Origin of the sequence: Pseudomonas avellanae BPIC 631, assembly GCF_000444135.1 — a bacterium.
In the GTDB taxonomy this organism is placed as follows: Bacteria; Pseudomonadota; Gammaproteobacteria; order Pseudomonadales; family Pseudomonadaceae; genus Aquipseudomonas; species Aquipseudomonas avellanae.
The window spans coordinates 1-22,590 of sequence record NZ_ATDK01000219.1; the positions used below are offsets into that span (position 1 = coordinate 1).

A 22,590-nucleotide genomic window follows, 5' to 3' on the forward strand; every position below is an offset into this window, starting at 1 on the left:
TGTTTTCGAAAAAATCAGCCACCAACTAACGGAAAATTCAAATCTTATCAATAGCTTAGCTTGCAGGTTATGGGTAACTTATTTCGAAAACAGTACACTAGACGCTTCAAGCACCCAAGCTGGAACAATCGTCTTATAGACGACAAGCTGAATGGCACCACCCAGGTCACTCAAATTCTGACGGTTTCGGTCGTCGCACTCGGCAGCATTAATCAGGTGTTTGAAAAGTGCAGAGGGCACCTGCCATGCCACCGCTTGTTGATAAAGATCGGAAACGGTACGACGCTGACGCTCGATTTCTTCATCCTGCAACGCCTCAATGAAATGTCCGCTCACTGACCGCAGCTCAATCCTGATATCAACTCTGGTCGACTCACGGTCATAATCAAGCAATAACTGCCTGTCCGGATCAGCCAATAGGTTCAGAAACTTTGGATTGACTCCGGCACCTGTCAATAGGCCTTTGATTGACTGCTCCAACGCCTGCATGGAGTCGAAAACCTTAAGCCCTATGCCCAGCGCCCACAAAATAGGCTCACCGGCATGACCGGCGTTGCACAGCACAAACGCATTGCTCAGCGTGATGGCAGGCGTAGAGGCATCACAATGAATCGACAGCAAAAACCCGTCCACCCGGTCAGCGCCCAGCGGCTCTCTCAAGCCCGATAACGGTCTGTCCAATACTTGCTGGACGCTCTGCAGAACCCATTCAGGAAGCTCGCTTTCGCGCTTTTCCATGATCATTTCAAGACGCAACGCATATTCGCGAATCAGACTGTACAGCGCATAGGGTCGCACTTGAGTATTGATCCTGCGCGCCGATCGGGAGTGGAACTCGAGCACCTGCCGATCAAAACGTTGCGGGAAATCGGCCAGTACGCACTGCAGCATCTGTTCAAGCAAAATCAGGGGTAAGCGTTGTGCCGAAATAGTTGACGTCTGCGCCAGCAATCCCTCCATGACCCGGCCACTGGGGAGCGGAGACTGCAAGTTACCGCCGGCCCGACCCAGCGCCAGCGTCAGCAAGTGCACTGGAGGTTCATTAGCCGTCTGTGATGCTATCCATAGCGCTCGTGCATCCAGCCTCGGCCCCTCGATAAGCGCCAGGTAACGATTCAGTGCGCGGCGCATGCAGCCATCGACCCCCGCATGCAGAGAATTGGTGCGTTCAAGCAACGACTCCATTTTCCTCAGCTTTTCCGCCCAAGTGTCCAGAAGCGCAGGACCTGGATTGAAGGGTACATCTGCAGCCGGTGCAGGGACGCCCCATATTTCATCGAAGGCCATTGACTCGGGGTGCCAACGTCCGCCGTCATGCAAGCTCAGCAATCGCCCGTCGAGCACCCCCCGGATATCCAGTGCGTCATCGATCCTGACCGGAGTTTTCTCGTAAGTCAGTACGGGCAGTTCCAGCACATAGCGTAAGTTTCGCCTCTGCCAGGCGATGATCGAATCCAGATAGTCAGTGAAAAACGGAGCGCTGACGACCTCATGGTAGAGCTCGACACCTCCCTGTGCATTGACGAGTGAGTGATCATTCAAGGACGAGTAGAAGCGCAGTTCGGCTCGTGCCTGCGCTGGCACGAAATGTGCTGCCAGCTGCTCAAGGTTTTCAAAATACTTGAACCCCTGCTGGGATGAGTACAGGTAAACACCCGAAGGCTTGTCGATCAGAAACTCGACCAGAAACAGGCCGATCAACTTGACGGGGTCCTGCCCTGCAACGACCACGGCCAGCCTATGGACCTTGACTGTGGTCGCCTGACCACTTGATGCCGCAGCATGCGACGGCAGCAATGAGAAAAGGTGGCGACACTCTTCTTCACTTAGCAAGCCATTTTCGCGGCTCGCCAGCAGATGCTGACGAAAAGACTCGGCCAGCGCTCTGATGAAAAACTCCAGTACGGTCACTCCGTTCTGTCGTTCTGACGTCCAATAGTCCGCCAGTAGCTGCTCGTAATGAGTGCCGACCGTGGAGACCGCATCGGTGATGGACTGCTGACGGGCACGGGCGTGATCCTCAGACAGGGCTTGACCACGAGCGTCCAGAAACTGCCGGTACAGGTTTGTCAGTGCTGGCGAGTGGACGAAGTCGTCCATGGCAGCATCGACCAGGGACAGCGTACCGGCCACCGGGGTCAGATTGAACTCGGCAGGGGACGTTGTAGCGATGATCTGTAAAAAGTCGTGGTAGACATCGATGCTGCCTCCGGAATCAGGCTCAGGTTGACTGGCCTGCAACGCCCTGCCTAATGCCGTTCGCAAATCCGGAAGGTTATCCAGTTGCACCGACAAGTCGTCCAAGTGTCGAGCCTGCTGCTCAATGACTGCACGCATCTGCTCTGCGAACACAGGCTTTTCAACCCGCTCGGCTTCCACAATCGAGGTCGTACCGATCTCATCGAAACGCTGTTGCAGCGCAGCGAGCAACGCGGTGCGCTGTTCGAAGCGCTCGATGCCGAAGGATAGCGTGCTCAGGTAGACCGGCGCGCGACTGTCATCCGGGTCACTTATCAGCAAAGCGCCTGCCAGCTCGGCACTGGTAAAAGAGCCGTCGCTCATGACCAACCTGTCAGCCCGGGGCCGAACCACCTCTTCGCCAGTCTCGGGAGTGTCCGCAACCAGTGCAAGAAGCCATACGCCCTCGCTACTGCTGACACGCCCTCCGGCGATTGCATGATGAATATTCTGGATGTATCGCGTGCGAAGCGCATCGCTGAAAAAATACGGAGGTGTTTCTGACATCTGCTGTTTCCTCTATTCAACCTCACACCGCACTAAATCAGCACAGAGAGGTTGAGGACAAAAGAAACAGTTTATTGAGAGGGACGGCAGCGGTTGCGTTACATAAAGCAATTAATCAACAGCCCCTGCCTATCGGAAGGTTGATCAGGTCGCCCGACTCAAGCCCTGGCGTTCTTTTCAACCCAGACGGCGAAAGCGCTGATGAACTTCTCCAGAAACGGACGGGTTTTGTCGGACAATGCTCCCGCCTCATCAAAAAAGCTCCCGGCACCGCCCAGATAGGCTTCAGGCTGCTGCAGGCACAGGACATCCAGAAATACCAGCGACTGGCGCAGGTGATGGTTGGCACCAAAGCCGCCGACCGCACCGGGTGAAGCGCTGATCACTGCACCGGGCTTGCCGCTGAACGCGCTTTTACCGTAAGGACGCGAGCCCACGTCGATGGCGTTTTTCAGTGCGCCGGGCACCGAGCGATTGTATTCAGGGGTTACAAACAGCACGCCGTCGGCAGCACCCAGTTGCTCGCGAAAAGCGCTGTAGGCCGGCGGTGGCGAGTCGCCGTCGATGTCTTCGTTATACAGCGGCAGATCACCAATTTCGACGATGTTCAGCTTCAGCGTGGCTGGGGCCAACTCGGCGAGTGCCAGCGCGATCTTGCGGTTGATGGACTCTTTTCGCAGACTGCCGACCAATACGGCAATGGTATGAACCTGGCTCATGAAAATATCCGTCATCTGGTGGAGGAAGGGTTAGGTATAGAACAGAAGCCAGATTTAGACGACGTCGGCGCCACTCAATTCCCCCTGAACACTGCAAGCGCCTGGATTATTTTTTTCAACAAGGCAAACTCCCCTATAAATCAGTGGTCTACTAGCCTCGATGGATTCGTAAACCAGCAGTTATATTCAGTTTCAGAGGTTACAGAGCAAATGGCTTCAGTTCTCGTCGGACAATTTCATGCCAGAGACGCCGAAGGTCGGGTCTACCCGGTGCATGAGTTCCAGGAATCGCAGCCGGGTGAGGCGCAGGACGGGCAGCCGGTGATCACCTACCGACTGGCGATCGGCGACCGGGTAAAGCATCTGGGCGGTGAAGACTTTCAACTGGTGCAATCCGGCGTGAAGATCACTCGCACACCCACGTAACGCAGGCATTACTCCCGCCCTGGCCACTGTTGCCGGCGGGAAGTCGTCAGTCCTGAAAGACCCGATACCAGAAAATCGCCGTCTCGCGAGTATTGGGATCAATGCCCTTGTAGCGCATATGATCCACCCCGCCTACCACGTAGCCACAACGCTCATACAATCTGCAGGCACCCAGGTTGTTGTTCTGGGTTTCCAGAACGATGCCCGGCAAGTTGCGCTTGCGACTCCAGAATTCAGCGACATCAAGCAACGAGCGCCCTACGCCATGCCGCCGTGCCAGCTCGTCCACGGCCAGCTCATCAATGTAGGCAAAACCGCTCCAGTGAGTGCTCATCACGATATGGCCGACCGGACAGTCGTCCAGCCAGGCGACCATCACCGTGCTGGTCGCGGCGTCGCGATGGTCGGCGAACTCCTGAGAGTCGATACCGTAATTCTTGCTGTAGGGCTCGACCAGCTCGACCTGCCATGAGTCAACGCTTTCGCCAATGCGCGGCTGGGCATAGCCGAGCACGGTAAAGGTAAATTCGCTGTTGAGGATGTAGTCCTCGAAGCATTCGTCTGCAACCCGAATGCTCAAAGCAGGATTTGCCACGGTCATGTCACCATTTGCCGATTACGGTCAGGAAGAGGCCTACGCCCCGGCTTCCAGCATTTGTACCCACAGGGCAGGCGTACCGGTAGCCTTGGCGATGGTGGTCATACGGACTTCGTGCTCGGCCAGTTCACTTTCCGAGGCACGAATAATCCGGCAAGGCTTGCGATCAGCCGGCAAGCGGCGGATTTCGCTGCCGCGATTGCCGGAGCCCTCAGCGGAGCCGTTGCCATCCGAGGCATTGCCGGCCAGCGACAGGCTGGTCTGCCCGCCGGTCATCGCCAGATAGACGTCGGCCAGAATCTCGGAGTCGAGCAATGCGCCGTGCAACTCACGACCCGAGTTGTCGACGCCATAGCGTTTGCACAGCGCATCCAGGCTGTTGCGCTGCCCCGGATGGCGCTCACGGGCCATCATCAGGGTGTCGAGAATTTTACAGTGCCGGGTGATGTCGGCTTTGTCCTGCGCCCCCATCAAGGCGAATTCGTTGTTGATGAAACCAACGTCGAACGCTGCGTTGTGGATGATCAGCTGCGCGCCCTTGATGAACTCGAAGAACTCATCGGCGACTTCGGCAAAGCGCGGCTTGCCGACCAGAAACTCGTTGGTAATACCGTGAACACCGATTGCGCCTTCATCACTTTCGCGGTCGGGTTGCAGGTAGACATGAAAATGCCGCCCGGTCAGGCGGCGGCCGATCAGTTCGACACAACCGATCTCGACGATACGGTGACCATCGGTCACCGGCATACCGGTGGTTTCGGTGTCGAGAACGATCGATCTGTTGTCCAGGTTTTGCGCTGTCATTGACTGTTGCCTCATCTACAGGCGGCGATTCTAACACGCCGCAACCGTTGCGAGCCTGCGGCTGGCTATGCGCGCTTGATGCCGCGAACTTCATCGACGCCACGATTGGCCAACTGGTCGGCACGCTCGTTGCCAGGGTGCCCGATATGGCCACGTACCCATTGCCATTTCACCGTATGACGGCTGACCTGCTCGTCGAGCAACTGCCAGAGATCGGCATTTTTAACCGGCTCCTTGGCGGCGGTTTTCCAGCCGCGCTTCTTCCAGTTGACCATCCACTCGGTGATGCCCTTCATCACGTATTGCGAATCGGTCACCAGCGTGACTTCACACGGGCGCTTGAGCTCTTCAAGCCCGCGAATGGCGCCGGTAAGCTCCATCCGGTTGTTGGTGGTGTTGGCTTCGCCGCCCCACAGCTCTTTCTCGACGCCCTTGCAGATCAGCAAGGCGCCCCAGCCGCCAGGGCCAGGGTTGCCCTTGCAGGCGCCGTCGGTGAAGAGTTCAACGCTATCGCTCATTACGACCTTTCCAGAATGATGGGCTTCAACTGCAGCATGGCATGGCTCAGGAACAATCCTGAGTGTTGCGACTGACCTTGGCCATGGGCATCGGGATCAGTTTGCCGATGGGGTCGCGGCGCGCCTGACGCACGGGCCGCAGGCCTACCACCAGTTTGCGCGCAACCAGAAGATAGAAGCCGCCACCGGGGCTCTGCCGTCCCTCGCCGAGGCTTTCGAGCCCCGCAAGACGTGACTGCCATGCTGCTGAAGCAAGGGGCGGACGATAGCATCCGAAGCGCCGTTTCTCCAGCGCGAAGCCCAGCAGGTTCAGCCAGTCGGCGACCCGCGACGAGGAAATGCAACGCGCCTTGCGCAACGCATCCCGCGCGAACACATGCCGCACGCCCCAGGCGCTCCAGGGGTTGATACCGATGATCAGCAAGTGCCCGCCCGGCCGCACGCTGCTCGCCGCTTCGCGTAGCAGCCCGTGGGGCGACAGGCAGAAATCCAGGCCATGCTGCAGCACGACCACATCGGCTGCGTGCTCACTCAAGGGCCAGGCCTGTTCTTCACAGACAATCTCGACGCCCGGCAACGGCGCACCAAGCCGCACATTGCGTTGCACTTGAGGGGCCACGGGCGGGTTTTGCGCAGACGGCCCGTAATGCACCAGATATCCGCCGAAATAACGCCCCAGCTCTTCGTCGAGAACCCGCCGTTCTTCTTCGAGCAGAAGCTGCCCCAACGGCCCCGAAAGCCATTCACGGGCAGCGCGGATCAATGCAAGCCACTCAGGATCAGCCTGAGCGAACGCTTCATCGGTCATGAGTTCTCCTCCGGAGGTGCTCGCGTACAGCGGCAACAGACTCTAAGATGCACCATTGTCCGCCGCTAAGCGAACTGCGCCATGATACAGATCCATGCCCTCCCTGCTTTCAATGACAACTACATATGGTTGTTACAAGACCTTTCGAGCCAGCAGTGCGTGGTGGTCGATCCGGGCGACGCCGCGCCGGTGCTGGAATGGCTGGCGCAAAACCCGTACTGCCGACTGACCGACATCCTCATTACCCATCACCACAATGATCACGTCGGCGGCGTGGTCGAGCTCAAGCAGGCAACCCGGGCGCGCGTGCTGGGGCCCGCGACAGAGAGCATTCCAGCCCGCGATGTCGCGCTGGCCGACCATGACCGGCTCACCGTGCTGGGCCTCGAGCTCGTCGTGCATGCGGTGCCCGGCCACACCCTGGGCCACATTGCCTTCTACCATGAAAACGCGACCGCGCCGCTGCTGTTCAGTGGCGATACATTGTTTGCCGCAGGTTGCGGACGCCTGTTCGAAGGCACGCCCGAGCAGATGCATACGTCGCTGGAACGCCTCGCGGCATTGCCGGACAGCACGCTGATCTACTGCGCTCACGAATACACCCTGAGCAATCTGCGTTTCGCCCAGGCCGTCGAGCCCGACAATCAGAACATCGCCGAGCGACTCGCTCAAGTGACGCTTTTGCGCAGCGAAAACCGCATCAGCCTACCTTCCAGCCTGGCGCAGGAAAAACGCACAAACCCCTTTCTGCGCACTGGTGAAACATCCGTTAAAGAAAAAGCGGACGAACGGAGCGGCGGGCAAAACACCTCGCAGAGTGCGGTCTTTGCCAGCTTGAGGGCATGGAAAGATAAGTTCTGACCGGACCCTGAAACCGCAATAAAATTCTGAAAGGTTGACCGACGGCAGGCTGGTTCCTAGAATCGCCCGACATTTTCGTCTGGATGTACCCCCCGAACAATGTCGTCATCTATCAGCAAGCCTTCACATTCGGACGCATTGACTCGGTTGGCTCAGGCCATGGCCGTCACCGCGAGCGCGCTTCTGGCCGGTTGCCAGAGCACTGCCAGCGTCGACCCAGTCAGCAGCCACCGCACGCCGAATCTGGCCGCCGGTATCAAGCAAAAGCCGATTTTTCTGTCTCACAAGCCCACCACGCCCCTCGCCCCGCCACAAGATGTGTGGGAGCGCATGCGTCAGGGCTTTCAACTGCAACAAGGCAACGACCAGAACCCCCGTATCGATCAACAGCGCCTGTGGTTCGCCAACAACCCTTCCTTTCTGGAAAACGCTGGCGAGCGCGGCAGCCTGTACATGCATTACATCGTAGAGCGCCTTGAAGAGCGCAACATGCCGCTGGAGCTTGCCCTGCTTCCGGTGATCGAAAGCGCCTACAACCCCATGGCCGTTTCACGCAGCCAAGCGGTAGGTCTCTGGCAGTTCATCCCGTCTACCGGGCGCTACTTCAACCTGCGCCAGACCAGTTTCTATGACGGGCGGCGTGACATTCAGGCTTCCACGGTTGCCGCACTGGATTACCTGACCCGTCTGCACGACATGTTCAACGGTGACTGGTTGCTGGCCCTGGCCGCCTACAACGCAGGCGAAGGCACAGTCAGCCGTGCCATCGAACGCAACGACAAGCTCAACCTGCCGACCGACTACTGGAACCTGCCACTGCCGCAGGAAACCCGCGACTACGTGCCCAAGCTGCTGGCCTTGTCTCAGGTGGTGCTGTCGCCGGAAGCCTATGGCGTCAACCTCAATCCGATCGCCAATCAGCCCTATTTCGAAGTCGTCGAACTCAACAAGCGCGTCGACCTGTCCAAAGTGGCCAGCGCCGCCGACATCGACGAAGACGAGCTTATTCAGCTCAACCCGGCCTACAAGAAGCGCCTGACCGTTGATGGGCCCCAGCACCTGCTGGTGCCTACGTCCAAGGCGCAACTGCTGACCGCAAGCCTGCTGACCATGAAGCAGGAAGAACTGGTCGCCTGGCAGCCTTACCGCGTGCGCAAGGGCGACACACTTGAAAGCCTGGCGAGTCGCTATCAGGTCACGACCAGCTCGCTCAAAAGCAATAACAAGTTGGCAGGCAACAAACTGAAAGTCGGCCAGTCCCTGAGCATTCCGGTCCAGCCTGGAACACGCCCCTCGCAACCGGTGTTTGAAGCACTGGCCAGCAACGACAAGCCGACACGCACCCGCACCTATAAAGTCAAAAGCGGCGACAACCTGACCACCATCGCGCAAGCCAACAAGGTGGATGTCGAAGACCTTCAACGCTGGAACAAGCTCACCGGCAAGAAACTCAAGGTCGGTCAGGCGCTGGTCATGCAGGACACCGGCAAAGCTGGCAGCAAGGCGGTCGCCAGCGCCAGCAGCAAAGACAGCGAAAAGAAATCCATGCAGTACAAGATCCAGAAAGGCGACTCGATGTACCTGGTCGCCAAGCGCTTCAACGTCGAGATGCAACATCTCAAGCGCTGGAACCCACGTAGCGGGCAGGCCCTCAAACCGGGCCAGACCCTGACCGTTTACCTGCCGCACTGATGACCTCGGCCACTTGCCCTTCAATGACCTTGGGGCGGGTGGCCAGCGCAGTCCTGGCCACGCCCTCACCAGCGGTCTTTTTCCAACGGGAACAAGCTGTTACTGTTAGCGACCCGAAAGCCCAGGTCGTCTGGATAGTGATACGTCCCTTCCTGCTAATCCTCAGCCTGGCCTTGAGCTTCTGCGCCAACGCAGCCATTACCGAAAGTCATGGCTACGCGCAGTTTGGTGTGCTCAAGTACCCGGCCAGCTTCACTCATTTCGACTGGGTCAACCCCGAGGCGCCGAAAGGTAGCACCTTGAGAATGATGGCGTTTGGCACGTTCGATACGCTCAACCCCTACACCTTCAAGGGCAGCAGCCCGGTCTCGACCGGAAACTTCCTGCAATATGGCGTCAGTGAGCTGAACGAACCGCTCATGGTCGGCACTGGCCAGTACGACCCTTCCGGCGACGAGCCGACGTCCAGTTACGGGCTGATTGCCCAGTCAGTCGAATACAGCGAGGACCGCAGCTGGGTGGTGTTCAACCTGCGCCCGCAAGCTCGCTTTCACGACGGCAAGCCGATCACCGCTTACGACGTAGCCTTTTCCTACCGGACCCTGCTCAAGGACGGTCACCCTCAGTACCGCACTGCCCTGCAGGAAGTGCAGCGCGTCGACATCCTCAGTCGGCACCGCATCCGCTTCGTCTTCAAGCGTTCCGGCAACCCGCTGCTGATCCTGCGTCTGGGTGAACTGCCGGTGCTGCCCCAGCATTACTGGAAAGACAGAGACTTCAAGGCCACGACCTTCGAGCCGCCACTGGGCAGCGGCCCCTACCGCATCACGCGCGTAAAGCCCGGACGCCAACTGGTGTTCGAGCGGGTCAAGGATTACTGGGGCAAGGACTTGCCGGTCAATCGCGGCAAATACAATTTCGACCGGGTCGAGGTCGAGTTCTACCGCGACAGTGACGTGGCGTTCGAAGCGTTCAAGGCGGGCGAGTTCGATATCTACATCGAACACCAGGCCAAAAACTGGACCACCGGCTATGACTTTCCAGCGGTCACCAACGGCCAGGTGATCAAGGCGCAGATCCCGCACCGCATACCGACCCAGACCCAGGGCCTGTTCATGAACACCCGGCGCGCGGCCTTCGCCGACATTCGCGTGCGTGAAGCGCTGGGGCTGCTGTTCAATTTCGAGTGGACCAACCGCACGCTGTTCAGCGACGCCTACGCCCGTTCGCTCAGTTACTACCCCAACAGCGAATTTTCCGCGACGGGCCTGCCGACCGGCGCTGAATGGCTGATGCTCGCCCCTTACCGCGATCAGTTGCCACCCAGCCTGTTCACCCAACCGTTTGCACCATCGAAGACCGATGGCGGCGGCATCCCGCGCGATACCCTGCGCAAAGCCCTGAAACTTCTGACCGACGCAGGCTGGACGCTTTCCGATCAAGGGTTGCTCAACGCGAACAAACAACCGCTGCGCTTCGAGATACTGCTGGTCAACCCCAACCTTGAGCGCATCCTGCAGCCCTACATCGAGGACCTGCGCCGTCTGGGCATCAATGTCGGCCTTCGCACCGTTGACCGTGCACAGTACAAACAGCGCCTGGACCGCTTCGACTTCGACATGATCCTCATGACCCTGCAACAGACGCTGAGCCCAGGTCTTGAGCAGTGGCAATACTTTCACTCCAGTCAGGCCACGATCAATGGCAGCAAGAACTACGCCGGTATCGCCAACCCGGTGGTCGATGCGCTGCTGAACAAACTGCTGGCCGCGCAGACCCGTGACGAACAGATCGCCGCCGCACGGGCGCTGGACCGCGTGTTGCTGTCCCAGCACTACAGCATTCCCAATTGGTACCTGAACAATCACCGGCTTGCCTATCGCAACCGATTCGCCATGGTCACTACCCCGCCCTACACCCTGGGGCTGCGTGCGTGGTGGCTCAAGACTCTGGAGAAGCCCCGATGAACCCATTGCATTCCCTGCGCGCGCAAGCGGCCGGTCTGCTGCTGGCCAGCCTCGCTTGCACGGTACAGGCGGCGCCTCAGCATGGCGTCACGCTGTACGACGAACCGCCTAAATACCCGGCCGACTTCAAGCACTTCGACTACGTGAACCCGGATGCGCCCAAAGGCGGCACGTTTCGCCAGGCAGGCTTTGGCGGCTTCGACAGCCTCAACCCGTTTATCAACAAGGGCGTGCCGGCAGATGATATCGGCTTGATCTACGACACCCTGGCTCGCGCCAGCCTGGACGAACCCTTCAGTGAATACGGGCTGGTTGCCGGTAAAATCGAGAAAGCGCCGGATAACAGCTGGGTGCGCTTCTACCTGCGTCCCGAAGCGCGCTTCCATGACGGCCACCCGATCCGTGCCGAAGATGTGGAGTTCAGCTTCAAGACCCTGATGGAACACGGCTCGCCCATGTACAAGGGCTATTACGCCGACGTCGATCAGGTCATCGTCGAAGACCCGCTGCGGGTGCTGTTCAAGTTCAAGCACAAGGGCAGCCGCGAAATGCCGCTGATTCTTGGCCAGTTGCCTGTGCTGCCAAAACATTTCTGGGCGGACCGCGACTTTAGCAAGGGCAATCTGGAATTCCCGCTGGGCAGCGGGCCTTACAAGGTGGTCGATGTAAAGGCCGGGCGCTCGGTGCGTTACGAGCGGGTCAAGGACTACTGGGCCAAGGACCTGCCCATCAACAAGGGCTTCTACAATTTCGATGTGCTGGCCACCGACTATTACCGCGACAACACCGTTGCGCTGGAAGCCGGCAAGGCCGGACAGTTCGACTACTGGATTGAAACCAGCGCCAAAAACTGGGCCACCGCTTACAACACACCGGCCGTCAAGGACGGCAGACTGATCAAGGAAGAGCTGCCCAACGGCAATCCGACCGGCATGCAGGGGTTCGTTTTCAACTTGCGCAAACCGGTATTCCAGGACGTGCGGGTGCGCGAAGCGCTGACCCTGTTGCTGGATTTCGAGTGGACCAACAAACAGCTCTTCAACGGTGCCTACAGCCGCACCAAAAGTTATTTCGATAACTCGGAAATGGCCTCAAGCGGCCTGCCCTCTGCCGAGGAACTGAAAATCCTCGAACCGCTGCGCGGCAAGATTCCGGATCGGGTATTCACCGAAGCTTTTCAGTTACCGGTTACCGACGGCAGCGGCATGATTCGCCCGCAACAGCGTCGGGCGTTCCAGCTATTGCAGGAAGCCGGCTGGAAAATCGTCGATGACAAGATGGTCGACACCCAAGGCAACCCGGTGAAGCTGGAGTTCCTGATCGCCCAGACCGAATTCGAGCGCATTCTGCTGCCCTACAAGCGCAACCTGAGTGATCTGGGTATCGAACTGGTGATCCGCCGTGCCGACGTGTCGCAATACATCAACCGTTTGCGCTCGCGGGACTACGACATGATTGTCAGCGGCTACCCGCAGTCCAGCTCGCCCGGTAACGAACAGCGTGTGTACTTCGATTCGTCGAGCGCCGACAATCCGGGCAGTCGCAACCTCATGGGCCTCAAAGACCCGGCAGTCGACACACTGGTCAACGGCCTGATCAACGCCGACTCACGAGCCAGCCTCATCAACTACACCAAGGCCCTTGACCGGGTATTGCTGTGGGGTTTCTATGTGGCCCCCAACTGGCACATCAAGACCTGGCGGGTGGCGTACTGGAATCACATCGGTCACCCGAAGGCCAAGGCGCTTTCCGACGTCGGCCTGACAACCTGGTGGGCCAAACCGGATGTCAAACCCGTGACCGCGACCCCGTCAGCCACTGATCAGGCCAAGCCTGCGAACGCGGAGCAATAACATGCTGGCTTATATTCTGCGGCGGCTGCTGCTGATCATCCCGACCCTGCTCGGCATCCTGATCATCAACTTCGTCATCATTCAGGCGGCCCCCGGCGGGCCGGTGGAACAGATGATCGCCAAGATCGAAGGCTTCGACGGGGCCACCAGCCGGATTGCCGGTGGTGGCGCGGAAGTCTCGGTGGCGGGCTCCAACTATCGGGGTGCGCAAGGCCTGGACCCGGCGCTGATCAAGGAAATCGAACGGATGTACGGTTTCGACAAATCGGCACCGGAACGCCTGTGGATCATGATCAAGAACTACGCCACGCTGGATTTCGGCGACAGCTTCTTTCGGGATGCCAAGGTGATCGACCTGATTGTCGAGAAGATGCCCGTGTCTATATCCCTGGGGTTATGGAGCACGCTGATCATGTACCTGGTGTCGATCCCGCTGGGCATCGCCAAGGCCACGCGCCATGGCAGCCAGTTCGACGTCTGGACCAGCTCGGCAATCATCGTCGGCTACGCCATCCCGGCCTTTCTGTTTGCAATCCTGTTGATCGTGGTGTTTGCCGGTGGCAGCTATTTCAACTGGTTCCCGTTGCGCGGGCTGACCTCCAACAACTACGAGGAGCTGAGCACGCTGGGCAAGATCTTCGATTACTTCTGGCACCTGGTGCTGCCCGTCACCGCGCTGGTGATCGGCAACTTCGCCACCATGACCCTGCTGACCAAGAACAGCTTTCTCGACGAGATCAGCAAACAGTATGTCACCACCGCCAAAGCCAAAGGCCTGAGCAATCACAAGGTGCTTTACGGTCACGTGTTCCGCAACGCGATGCTGCTGGTGATTGCCGGCTTCCCATCGGCATTCATCGGGATTTTCTTCACCGGTTCGCTGCTGGTGGAGGTGATCTTTTCGCTGGACGGCCTGGGCCTGATGAGCTTTGAAGCCGCCATCAACCGCGATTACCCGGTGGTCTTTGGCACGTTGTTCATCTTTACCCTGCTGGGGCTGGTGGTGAAGCTGATCGGCGACATCACCTACACCCTGGTAGACCCGCGCATCGATTTCGAAAGCAGGAAGCATTGATATGAAGTTGTCTCCTCTCAATCGCCGCCGTTTCGAACGTTTCAAAGCCAACCGACGCGGCTGGTGGTCTCTGTGGCTGTTCCTGATCCTGTTCGGCCTGAGCCTGGGCGCCGAGCTGATCGCCAACGATAAACCGCTGGCCGTGCGCTACGACGGCCAGTGGTATTTTCCGGTGATCGAGCGTTACCCGGAAACCACCTTCGGCGGCGAATTCCCGCTGGAAGCCAATTACAAGAGCCCGTACATCAAGGAGCTGCTGGCTGCGAAAGATGGCTGGACCCTGTGGGCGCCGATCCCGTTTAGCTACCAGAGCATCAATTACGACCTGAAAGTACCCGCCCCTGCGCCACCGTCCCGGGAAAACCTGCTGGGCACCGACGATCAGGGCCGCGACGTGTTGGCGCGAGTGATCTACGGCTTCAGGATTTCCGTGCTGTTCGCCCTGACCCTGACCATCCTCAGTTCGATCATCGGTGTGATTGCCGGTGCCTTGCAGGGCTATTACGGCGGCTGGGTCGACTTGCTGGGCCAGCGCTTTCTGGAGGTCTGGTCGGGCCTCCCGGTGCTGTACCTGCTGATCATCCTGGCCAGCTTTGTGCAGCCCAACTTCTGGTGGCTGCTGGGCATCATGCTGCTGTTTTCCTGGATGAGCCTGGTGGACGTGGTGCGTGCCGAGTTCCTGCGCGGTCGCAACCTGGAGTACGTGCGGGCGGCTCGGGCGCTGGGCATGGAAAACGGCGCAATCATGTTCCGCCACATTCTGCCCAACGCCATGGTCTCGACCATGACCTTCCTGCCGTTCATTCTCACTGGCGCCATCGGCACCCTGACGGCACTGGATTTCCTCGGTTTCGGCCTGCCCGCCGGTTCACCCTCGCTGGGCGAGCTGGTCGCACAGGGCAAATCCAACCTGCAGGCACCCTGGCTGGGCATCAGCGCGTTTGCGGTGCTGGCCATCATGCTGAGCTTGCTGGTGTTTATCGGCGAATCCGCCCGCGATGCATTCGACCCAAGGAAATAAGATGAACACTGACAATCTGATCGAAATCCGCGATCTGGCGGTCGAGTTCGTGACGGGCGACTCGCGGCAACGGGTGGTCGAGAACATCAGCTTCGATATTCGTCGCGGTGAAACCCTGGCGCTGGTAGGCGAAAGCGGCTCGGGCAAATCCGTCACCGCGCATTCGATTCTGCGTCTGCTGCCCTACCCCATCGCCAGCCACCCGAGCGGCACCATTCACTATGCGGGCGAAGACCTGCTGAAAGTAGAAGAGAAAAAACTGCGCTCGATCCGTGGCAACCGCATTGCCATGATCTTCCAGGAGCCGATGACCTCACTGAACCCGCTGCATTCGGTCGAAAAGCAGATCAACGAGGTGCTGGGCCTGCACAAGGGTCTGACCGGCAAGGCGGCCACGGCACGCACGCTGGAGCTTCTGGAACTGGTCGGCATCCCCGAGCCACATAAACGCCTCAAAGCCCTGCCACACGAGCTGTCAGGCGGCCAGCGCCAGCGCGTCATGATTGCCATGGCGCTGGCCAACGAACCCGAGCTGCTGATTGCCGACGAACCGACCACTGCGCTGGATGTCACGGTACAGCTGAAAATCCTCGAATTGCTCAAGCAATTACAGGCTCGACTGGGCATGGCTCTGTTGCTGATCAGCCACGACCTGAACGTGGTGAGGCAAATAGCCAACCGAGTATGTGTCATGCAGCGCGGTTGCATCGTCGAACAGGCATCGTGCGAAGAATTGTTCCGTTCGCCGCAACATCCTTATACCAAAGTGTTGCTTAGCGCAGAGCCCAGCGGCGGTCCATCGACCAACCCCGCGGGCGCCCCGCTGCTTGAAGTCGAGGACCTGAAAGTCTGGTTCCCGATCAGGAAAGGCCTGCTCAAGCGCACGGTCGACCACGTCAAGGCGGTGGACGGCATTCGCTTCAGTCTGCCGCAAGGGCAAACACTGGGTATCGTGGGTGAAAGCGGGTCGGGCAAATCGACGCTGGGCTTGGCGATTCTTCGACTGATCGGCAGCCAGGGCACCATACGCTTCAAGGGCAACGCGCTAGAATCTCTGTCGCAACAGCAGATCCGTCCGCTGCGCAGGCAGATGCAGGTGGTGTTCCAGGACCCGTTTGGCAGTTTGAGCCCGCGCATGTCGGTGGGTGAAATCGTCGGCGAAGGCTTGCGCATTCACGGCATGGGTACGCCAGGCGAGCAGCAGACGGCGATCATCGAAGCACTCAGGGAGGTTGGCCTGGATCCGGACACCCGGCACCGCTATCCCCATGAGTTTTCCGGTGGTCAACGGCAGCGAATTGCCATTGCACGTGCGCTGGTCTTGAAACCGGCACTGATTCTGCTGGACGAGCCGACCTCGGCCCTCGACCGGACCGTGCAGCGCCAGGTGGTCGAGTTGCTTCGCTCGCTGCAAACCAAGTACAACCTGACGTATTTGTTCATCAGCCATGACCTGGCTGTCGTCAAAGCGCTGAGCCACCAACTGATGGTGGTCAAGCAAGGCCAAGTGGTCGAACAGGGTGCAGCGCGGGAAATCTTCGCCGCACCGCAACATCCTTATACACAGCAGCTGCTGGAGGCCGCTTTTCTGGCCCCCGTAGCTGTCGATTAACCTGAACCTGAAGAGGAACAACATATGGGTTTTCTCGCCGGTAAGCGCGTACTGATCGTCGGTGTCGCCAGTAAACTGTCCATCGCATCCGGTATCGCCGCCGCCATGCATCGTGAAGGCGCTGAGCTTGCCTTCACCTACCAGAACGACAAACTCAAGGGTCGTGTCGAAGAGTTCGCCGCAGGCTGGGGTTCAGGCCCTGAACTGTGCTTCCCTTGCGACGTGGCCAGCGACGAAGAGATCAACAAGGTCTTTGAAGAGCTGAGCAAGAAGTGGGACGGCCTGGACGTGATCGTTCACTCGGTTGGCTTCGCGCCGGGCGACCAGCTCGATGGCGACTTCACCAACGCCACCACCCGCGAAGGTTTCCGCATCGCTCATGACATCAGCGCCTACAGCTTCGTGGCCCTGGCCAAGGCCGGTCGCGAAATGATGAAAGGTCGCAATGGCAGCCTGCTGACCCTGTCGTACCTGGGCGCAGAGCGCACCATGCCTAACTACAACGTCATGGGCATGGCCAAGGCCAGTCTGGAAGCCGGCGTTCGTTACCTGGCTGGCAGCCTCGGTCCGGAAGGCACTCGCGTCAACGCCGTATCGGCAGGTCCGATCCGCACCCTGGCCGCTTCGGGCATCAAGAACTTCCGCAAGATGCTGGCAGCCAACGAAGCGCAGACCCCTCTGCGCCGCAACGTGACCATCGACGAAGTCGGCAATGCCGGCGCGTTCCTGTGCTCGGACCTGGCGTCGGGCATCAGCGGTGAGATCATGTACGTCGACGGCGGCTTCAACACCACCGCGATGGGCAGCATGGAAGAGTAAGACGGCAAGCGCCGCTCCTCGCGAGCGGCACTTTCCCGCACTCAATAAGAAGGCCGCTCACTGAGCGGCCTTCTTTTTTGGGCAGGTTTCGAGCTTAGAACTTCTCGATCTTCGCCTTGCTTTCCAACTGTGCACGGTAGGCCGCGAAATCCTGCTGGCCGGCACGCGACGCGAGGAAGCGGCGATATTGCGCCTTTTCCGCATCAGTCGGTGCAGCGGCCTGATTCACGCCATTGAGACGCACAATCACAAAGCTGCCATCGGCTGCGGTAATGCTGGCAAATTCCGGCTTGTCCTTGGCAACAGGCTTGGGCATGCGAAACAGCGCCTGCAGAACTTGAGGATCAACACCTTCCTGACTGCGAGAAACCGCTTCCATGGATTTCCAGTCACGACCGTCCTGCTTCGCAGCCAACGGGATCTTGCCATCACGCAGTCCGGCCAGCAGAGCCTCGCCCTTGGTCTTCGCAGCAGCCGTGGCGTGCTCCTTGACCAGTTGAGCGCGAATCGAGCTGGCAACGCTCTCAAGCGGCAGTTGCTGCGGTTGCAGGTGCTCTTTGGAGCGCACAACCACGACGGTCTCCGGGTCCAGCTCCAACGTGTTGCTGTTGGAACCTTCTTCCAGAACTTCCGGGCTGAAGGCAGCCTGGATGACCGCGCGGTTGGCCGTCAGGCCTTCACCGCCTTCACGACCGAATGGCGCAGTGGTCTGAACCTTCAGGCCCAGGTCCTGTGCCGGTTGAGTCAGATCCGAAGATTCAAACGCAGAATCTTCCAGCTGCTTGGTCACTTCGACAAACTTCTGCTCGACCAGCTGCGATTTCAGATCGTTGCTCAGCTTTTCTTTCAAACTGGCAAAGGTCGGCACCGACGGTGCTTCGACGCCCAGCAGCTTGATCAAATGCCAGCCGAAGTCTGTACGCACGGGCTGCGAAACCTGGTCCTTGTTCAAGGCATACAGCGCCTCTTCAAAAGCCGGGTCGTAGACGCCCTTGCCTGCAAACCCAAGATCACCGCCCTTGCTGGACGAACCCGGGTCCTGCGAGAACTCTTTGGCCAGCGCCGCGAAACTCTCACCCTTGGCCAGACGCTGTTGAATTTCTTCAACCTTTGCCTTGGCTTGCTCGTCGTTCAGCTTGTCGTTCACTTCGATGAGGATGTGTGCAGCACGACGCTGTTCCGACAGGTTGGCGATTTCTTTCTGATAGGCCGCCTGCAAGTCTTCGTCCTTGACCGTCACCTTGTCGAAGAAAGACGATTTCTTCAATTCGATGTAATCAAGCACAACCTGCTCAGGGCTCATGAACTCCTTGGCATGCTGGTCGTAGTGAGCCTTGACTTCGTCGTCGGTCACTTTGACCGCAGTAGGATCGGCCGGCAGCGTCAACGAAGCGAAATCGCGCGTCTGTTTTTCCAGACGGGCAAAAGCGTCAACCTGTGCGTCGGTCACGAAGGCACTGCCCGCGACACCCGCACGCACCTGACCGATGAGCATTTCCTGACCCAGCATCTGGCGGAATTGCATGCGGCTGTAACCGAGCTGACGAATCACCTGGTCGAATCGGTCAGCACTGAACTTGCCATCAACCTGAAACTCAGGCGTCTGCAACAGCTGTTGATCCAGTGCGGCGTCGGAAAACGAGAACCTGGCATCGCCTGCACCTTGCAGCAGCAGCTTGCGATCGATCAGGCCTTTGAGGGCCGATTCACGCAGCAGTTTTTCGTCGAGCATCGCAGGATCGAAATCCTTGCCCAACTGCTGCGCGAGCTGCTGAGCCAACTGGCGGCGCTGCATGTCCACGGCCTGACTCAACTCATTCTGAGTGATGTCCTCGCCGTTGACCTCAGCTGCGTTCTGTTTGTTGCTGGTTGCGGTAAACATTGCCTCGATGCCGGTGAAGGCCATCAGAGCGATGATGATTCCGATAATTGTCTTGGCAATCCAGCCTTGTGAATTGTCCCTGATGTTCTGCAGCATTGCGTCCCCCAAAACGGTTGAACTGACTAACCAACCGCGGAGCGTGGGTAGAAAGCGGATAGAAGAAAGGCGCATCCGAGGATGCGCCTTCTCGTAACTGACGAAGCGGTAGGGCTCGAACCCTTCGGTGTCGCAACCGAATGCACCACCGCTCCGCTACTGGATCAGAACGGGTCTGACCCAGCGGGCAAAAGCATCAAAAGGCTTAGTTGACAGCTTCTTTGAGGGCTTTACCGGCTTTGAAACCTGGTTTTTTAGCAGCAGAGATTTCCAGCGGCTTACCGGTCTTAGGATTGCGACCGATGCGAGCAGGACGATCAGTCACGGAGAACGTACCAAAGCCAACCAAAACAACCGAGTCGCCAGCCTTCAGAGCGCCAGTGACGGATTCGATCACTGCGTCCAGCGCACGGCCAGCAGCAGCTTTCGGGATATCAGCAGATGCAGCGATAGCATCAATCAGTTCCGACTTGTTCACTCTAAGTCCCCTTATCTCTATATTGAGTATGTTTCTAAGTTTTAGGTGTTAAGCAAAACGAGCGCTGGAAGGCTTGCTGGTGATTGCTTTGAAGAGCCGCTTTATAACAAGGGCTCTAAAAAGCTGTCAAGGAAGCCCGGCCAGTCTTAATGCGTGCTAATTCTATCCTTAGAGTCAGATTCGCGTTTTTCTTCCTTTGCGACCAGATCAGCAGCCACGTCCGGCAACGGCTCCGGCGCGTATTGCAGCGCAATTTGCAGGACTTCGTCAATCCATTTAACGGGCTTGATCTGCAGATCCTGCTTGATGTTGTCAGGAATCTCCTTCAAATCACGCACGTTTTCTTCCGGAATGATCACCGTCTTGATGCCACCGCGATGCGCAGCGAGCAGTTTTTCCTTCAGGCCACCAATCGCCAGAACCTGCCCGCGCAAGGTGATTTCGCCGGTCATTGCCACATCGGCACGCACCGGGATCTGTGTAAGCGCTGACACAAGAGCGGTACACATGCCCACACCGGCGCTCGGACCGTCCTTCGGCGTAGCGCCCTCAGGCATGTGGATATGCGTGTCGTGTTTCTCGTGGAAATCCGCTGGAATGCCCAGGCTACGGGCCCTGCTGCGTACCACGGTCTGCGCGGCAGTGATCGATTCAACCATCACATCGCCCAGCGAACCGGTCTTGATCAACTGCCCTTTGCCCGAGACTACTGCGGCTTCTATGGTCAGCAATTCACCGCCCACCTGCGTCCACGCCAGACCGGTTACCTGCCCGATCTGATCCTGCTGCTCGGCCAGTCCGTAACGGAATTTACGCACTCCCAGGAAGTGCTCCAGCATCTCGGCCGTGACCTGCACGGAGAAGCGTTTTTCCATGGTGTGTTCTTTGACCGCCTTGCGACAAACCTTGGCAATCTGGCGCTCGAGCCCGCGCACGCCCGCTTCCCGGGTGTAGTAACGGATGATGTCGCGGATCGCTTCCTCGTCGAACTGGACCTCGCCTTTCTTCAAGCCGTTGGCCTGAATCTGCTTGGGCGAGAGGTATTTGACGGCGATGTTGATCTTTTCGTCTTCGGTGTAGCCCGGCAAACGAATGACTTCCATCCGGTCCAGCAAGGCTGGCGGGATGTTCATCGAGTTCGAGGTGCAGAGGAACATCACATCCGAAAGGTCGTAGTCGACTTCAAGGTAGTGGTCGTTGAAATTGTGGTTCTGCTCGGGGTCCAGGACCTCAAGCAATGCCGAGGCCGGATCGCCACGCATGTCGCTGCCCATCTTGTCGATTTCATCGAGCAGGAACAGCGGGTTGCGAACGCCCACCTTTGTCATCTTTTGTATCAATCTTCCTGGCATCGAACCGATATACGTCCGGCGATGACCTCGAATTTCAGCCTCGTCACGCACGCCACCCAGCGCCATACGCACAAATTTGCGATTGGTTGCGTTGGCAATGGACTCGGCCAGGGAGGTTTTACCGACACCTGGGGGCCCGACCAGACACAGCACAGGACCACGAATTTTCTTCACGCGCTTCTGCACAGCGAGGTATTCAAGAATGCGCTCCTTGACCTCGTCCAGACCATAATGGTCGGCGTCGAGAATCGCTTCGGCACGCGCAAGGTCCAGACGAACTTTGCTCTGCGCCTTCCACGGCACCTGAACCAGCCAGTCGATGTAGGTGCGCACAACGGTCGCCTCAGCCGACATAGGCGACATCTGCTTGAGCTTGTTCAGCTCGGCAGTTGCCTTGGCCAGAGCGTCCTTGGGCAGGCCTGCAGCGTCGATGCGCTTTTTCAGCTCTTCGATTTCGTTGTGGCCTTCGTCGCCGTCGCCAAGTTCTTTCTGAATGGCCTTCATCTGCTCGTTCAGGTAGTACTCGCGCTGGCTGCGCTCCATTTGCTTTTTCACGCGACCGCGGATGCGCTTTTCAACCTGCAGCAGGTCAATTTCGGCATCCAGCAAGGCCAGCACGTGTTCGACACGGGCTGACAGGTCGATAATCTCGAGGATTTCCTGCTTCTGCTCGATTTTCAGCGCCATATGCGCCGCCATGGTGTCTACCAGGCGGCCCGGCTCATCGATGCTGTTGAGCGACGAGAGGACTTCTGCGGGGACTTTCTTGCCCAGTTGCACGTACTGCTCGAATTGAGCCAGCAAGCTGCGCACAAACACTTCCGATTCACGGTCTGGGGCATCGACTTCGTCGATCAGCGCCACGTCGGCACGGTAATGGCCATCGACTTCGATGAAACGCTCTACCGAACCACGCTGCTCACCTTCAACCAGCACCTTGACGGTGCCATCCGGCAATTTGAGCAGCTGCAGTACGGTGGCGATGGTGCCGACGCTGTACAGAGCCTTTTCGTCAGGATCGTCGTCAGCCGGGTTTCTTTGCGCGAGCAGCAGGATCTGCTTGTCGCCTGTCATCGCCGCTTCAAGGGCTTCGATAGACTTCTCGCGCCCCACGAACAGCGGGATAACCATGTGCGGATAAACCACGACATCACGCAATGGCAAGAGAGGCAATTCAATAGTGGTCTTCATGATTTCGCCTCTACGGCGGCCAGTTGGCCGGGACAGATGGAATTAGCTTGAAGCCAAGATGGGGGTAGCGTTC

At 58.5% G+C, this 22,590-nt stretch carries 18 protein-coding genes; 9 read left to right on the forward strand and 9 right to left on the reverse strand.

All coding sequences use genetic code 11. The annotated features are described in order from the left end of the window. Window positions 1-78: 78 nt before the first annotated feature. Window positions 79-2,745 (reverse strand): dermonecrotic toxin domain-containing protein, encoded by a 2,667-nt coding sequence (locus DW49_RS0108950; RefSeq protein WP_024421220.1) that lies wholly within the window; start codon window positions 2,743-2,745, stop codon window positions 79-81. A gap of 158 nt (window positions 2,746-2,903) precedes the next feature. After that, entirely contained in the window at window positions 2,904-3,464 is a 561-nt protein-coding gene (locus DW49_RS0108955; RefSeq protein WP_024419745.1) for an NADPH-dependent FMN reductase, read from the reverse strand. 210 nt (window positions 3,465-3,674) lie between these two features. Between DW49_RS0108955 and DW49_RS0108960 the strand changes: the two genes are divergently transcribed. Then, a complete protein-coding gene (locus DW49_RS0108960) occupies window positions 3,675-3,890 on the forward strand; it encodes a hypothetical protein (RefSeq protein ID WP_005619526.1) in 216 nt (71 codons plus the stop codon). Window positions 3,891-3,936: 46 nt separating this feature from the next. Here the strand turns inward: DW49_RS0108960 and DW49_RS0108965 are convergent, their stop codons facing one another. The 4 genes from DW49_RS0108965 to DW49_RS0108980 all read right to left on the reverse strand — a co-directional run bounded on the left by DW49_RS0108965 (window position 3,937) and on the right by DW49_RS0108980 (window position 6,618). Beyond that, the gene (locus DW49_RS0108965; RefSeq protein ID WP_005619528.1) at window positions 3,937-4,491 is read right to left on the reverse strand and encodes a GNAT family N-acetyltransferase; all 555 of its coding nucleotides are present in this window, start codon (window positions 4,489-4,491) and stop codon (window positions 3,937-3,939) included. Between the two features lie 33 nt (window positions 4,492-4,524). Then, complete coding sequence (gene dnaQ, locus DW49_RS0108970) at window positions 4,525-5,292, reverse strand: DNA polymerase III subunit epsilon (protein WP_029768465.1); 768 nt, start codon at window positions 5,290-5,292, stop codon at window positions 4,525-4,527. Between the two features lie 65 nt (window positions 5,293-5,357). Then, a complete protein-coding gene (gene rnhA / locus DW49_RS0108975) occupies window positions 5,358-5,810 on the reverse strand; it encodes a ribonuclease HI (protein WP_003376234.1) in 453 nt (150 codons plus the stop codon). 46 nt (window positions 5,811-5,856) lie between these two features. Continuing rightward, window positions 5,857-6,618: a methyltransferase domain-containing protein gene (locus DW49_RS0108980; RefSeq protein ID WP_005619535.1), complete on the reverse strand. Its 762-nt coding sequence runs from the start codon at window positions 6,616-6,618 to the stop codon at window positions 5,857-5,859. A gap of 81 nt (window positions 6,619-6,699) precedes the next feature. On the opposite strand from DW49_RS0108980, the gene gloB reads away from it, so the two are divergent. The 8 genes from gloB (at window position 6,700) to fabI (ending at window position 17,518) form a co-directional block, all read left to right on the forward strand. After that, window positions 6,700-7,479: a hydroxyacylglutathione hydrolase gene (gloB, locus tag DW49_RS0108985; protein ID WP_005619539.1), complete on the forward strand. Its 780-nt coding sequence runs from the start codon at window positions 6,700-6,702 to the stop codon at window positions 7,477-7,479. A gap of 99 nt (window positions 7,480-7,578) precedes the next feature. Further along, on the forward strand, window positions 7,579-9,171 hold the full coding sequence (locus DW49_RS0108990) for a lytic transglycosylase domain-containing protein (RefSeq protein WP_005740080.1): 1,593 nt from the start codon (window positions 7,579-7,581) through the stop codon (window positions 9,169-9,171). Window positions 9,172-9,308: 137 nt separating this feature from the next. Continuing rightward, window positions 9,309-11,138, forward strand: coding sequence for an extracellular solute-binding protein (locus DW49_RS0108995; RefSeq protein ID WP_005619544.1), 1,830 nt, complete (start codon window positions 9,309-9,311; stop codon window positions 11,136-11,138). Beyond that, window positions 11,135-12,991: an extracellular solute-binding protein gene (locus DW49_RS0109000; protein ID WP_005619546.1), complete on the forward strand. Its 1,857-nt coding sequence runs from the start codon at window positions 11,135-11,137 to the stop codon at window positions 12,989-12,991. Before DW49_RS0108995 ends, DW49_RS0109000 begins: the two co-directional genes overlap by 4 nt. A gap of 1 nt (window position 12,992) precedes the next feature. Further along, entirely contained in the window at window positions 12,993-14,066 is a 1,074-nt protein-coding gene (locus DW49_RS0109005) for a microcin C ABC transporter permease YejB (RefSeq protein WP_005619548.1), read from the forward strand. 1 nt (window position 14,067) lies between these two features. Next, window positions 14,068-15,087, forward strand: coding sequence for an ABC transporter permease (locus DW49_RS0109010; protein WP_005619550.1), 1,020 nt, complete (start codon window positions 14,068-14,070; stop codon window positions 15,085-15,087). Between the two features lies 1 nt (window position 15,088). Continuing rightward, window positions 15,089-16,699 (forward strand): ABC transporter ATP-binding protein, encoded by a 1,611-nt coding sequence (locus tag DW49_RS0109015; protein WP_005619552.1) that lies wholly within the window; start codon window positions 15,089-15,091, stop codon window positions 16,697-16,699. Between the two features lie 24 nt (window positions 16,700-16,723). Further along, the gene (gene fabI / locus DW49_RS0109020) at window positions 16,724-17,518 is read left to right on the forward strand and encodes an enoyl-ACP reductase FabI (protein ID WP_003376248.1); all 795 of its coding nucleotides are present in this window, start codon (window positions 16,724-16,726) and stop codon (window positions 17,516-17,518) included. Between the two features lie 94 nt (window positions 17,519-17,612). On the opposite strand, the gene DW49_RS0109025 is transcribed toward fabI, so the two are convergent. The 3 genes from DW49_RS0109025 to lon form a co-directional block, all read right to left on the reverse strand. Continuing rightward, on the reverse strand, window positions 17,613-19,496 hold the full coding sequence (locus DW49_RS0109025; protein WP_005619554.1) for a SurA N-terminal domain-containing protein: 1,884 nt from the start codon (window positions 19,494-19,496) through the stop codon (window positions 17,613-17,615). Window positions 19,497-19,701: 205 nt separating this feature from the next. Continuing rightward, window positions 19,702-19,974: an HU family DNA-binding protein gene (locus DW49_RS0109030; RefSeq protein WP_005619556.1), complete on the reverse strand. Its 273-nt coding sequence runs from the start codon at window positions 19,972-19,974 to the stop codon at window positions 19,702-19,704. Between the two features lie 146 nt (window positions 19,975-20,120). Further along, window positions 20,121-22,517, reverse strand: coding sequence for an endopeptidase La (gene lon, locus DW49_RS0109035; protein ID WP_005619559.1), 2,397 nt, complete (start codon window positions 22,515-22,517; stop codon window positions 20,121-20,123). Window positions 22,518-22,590: the final 73 nt, after the last annotated feature.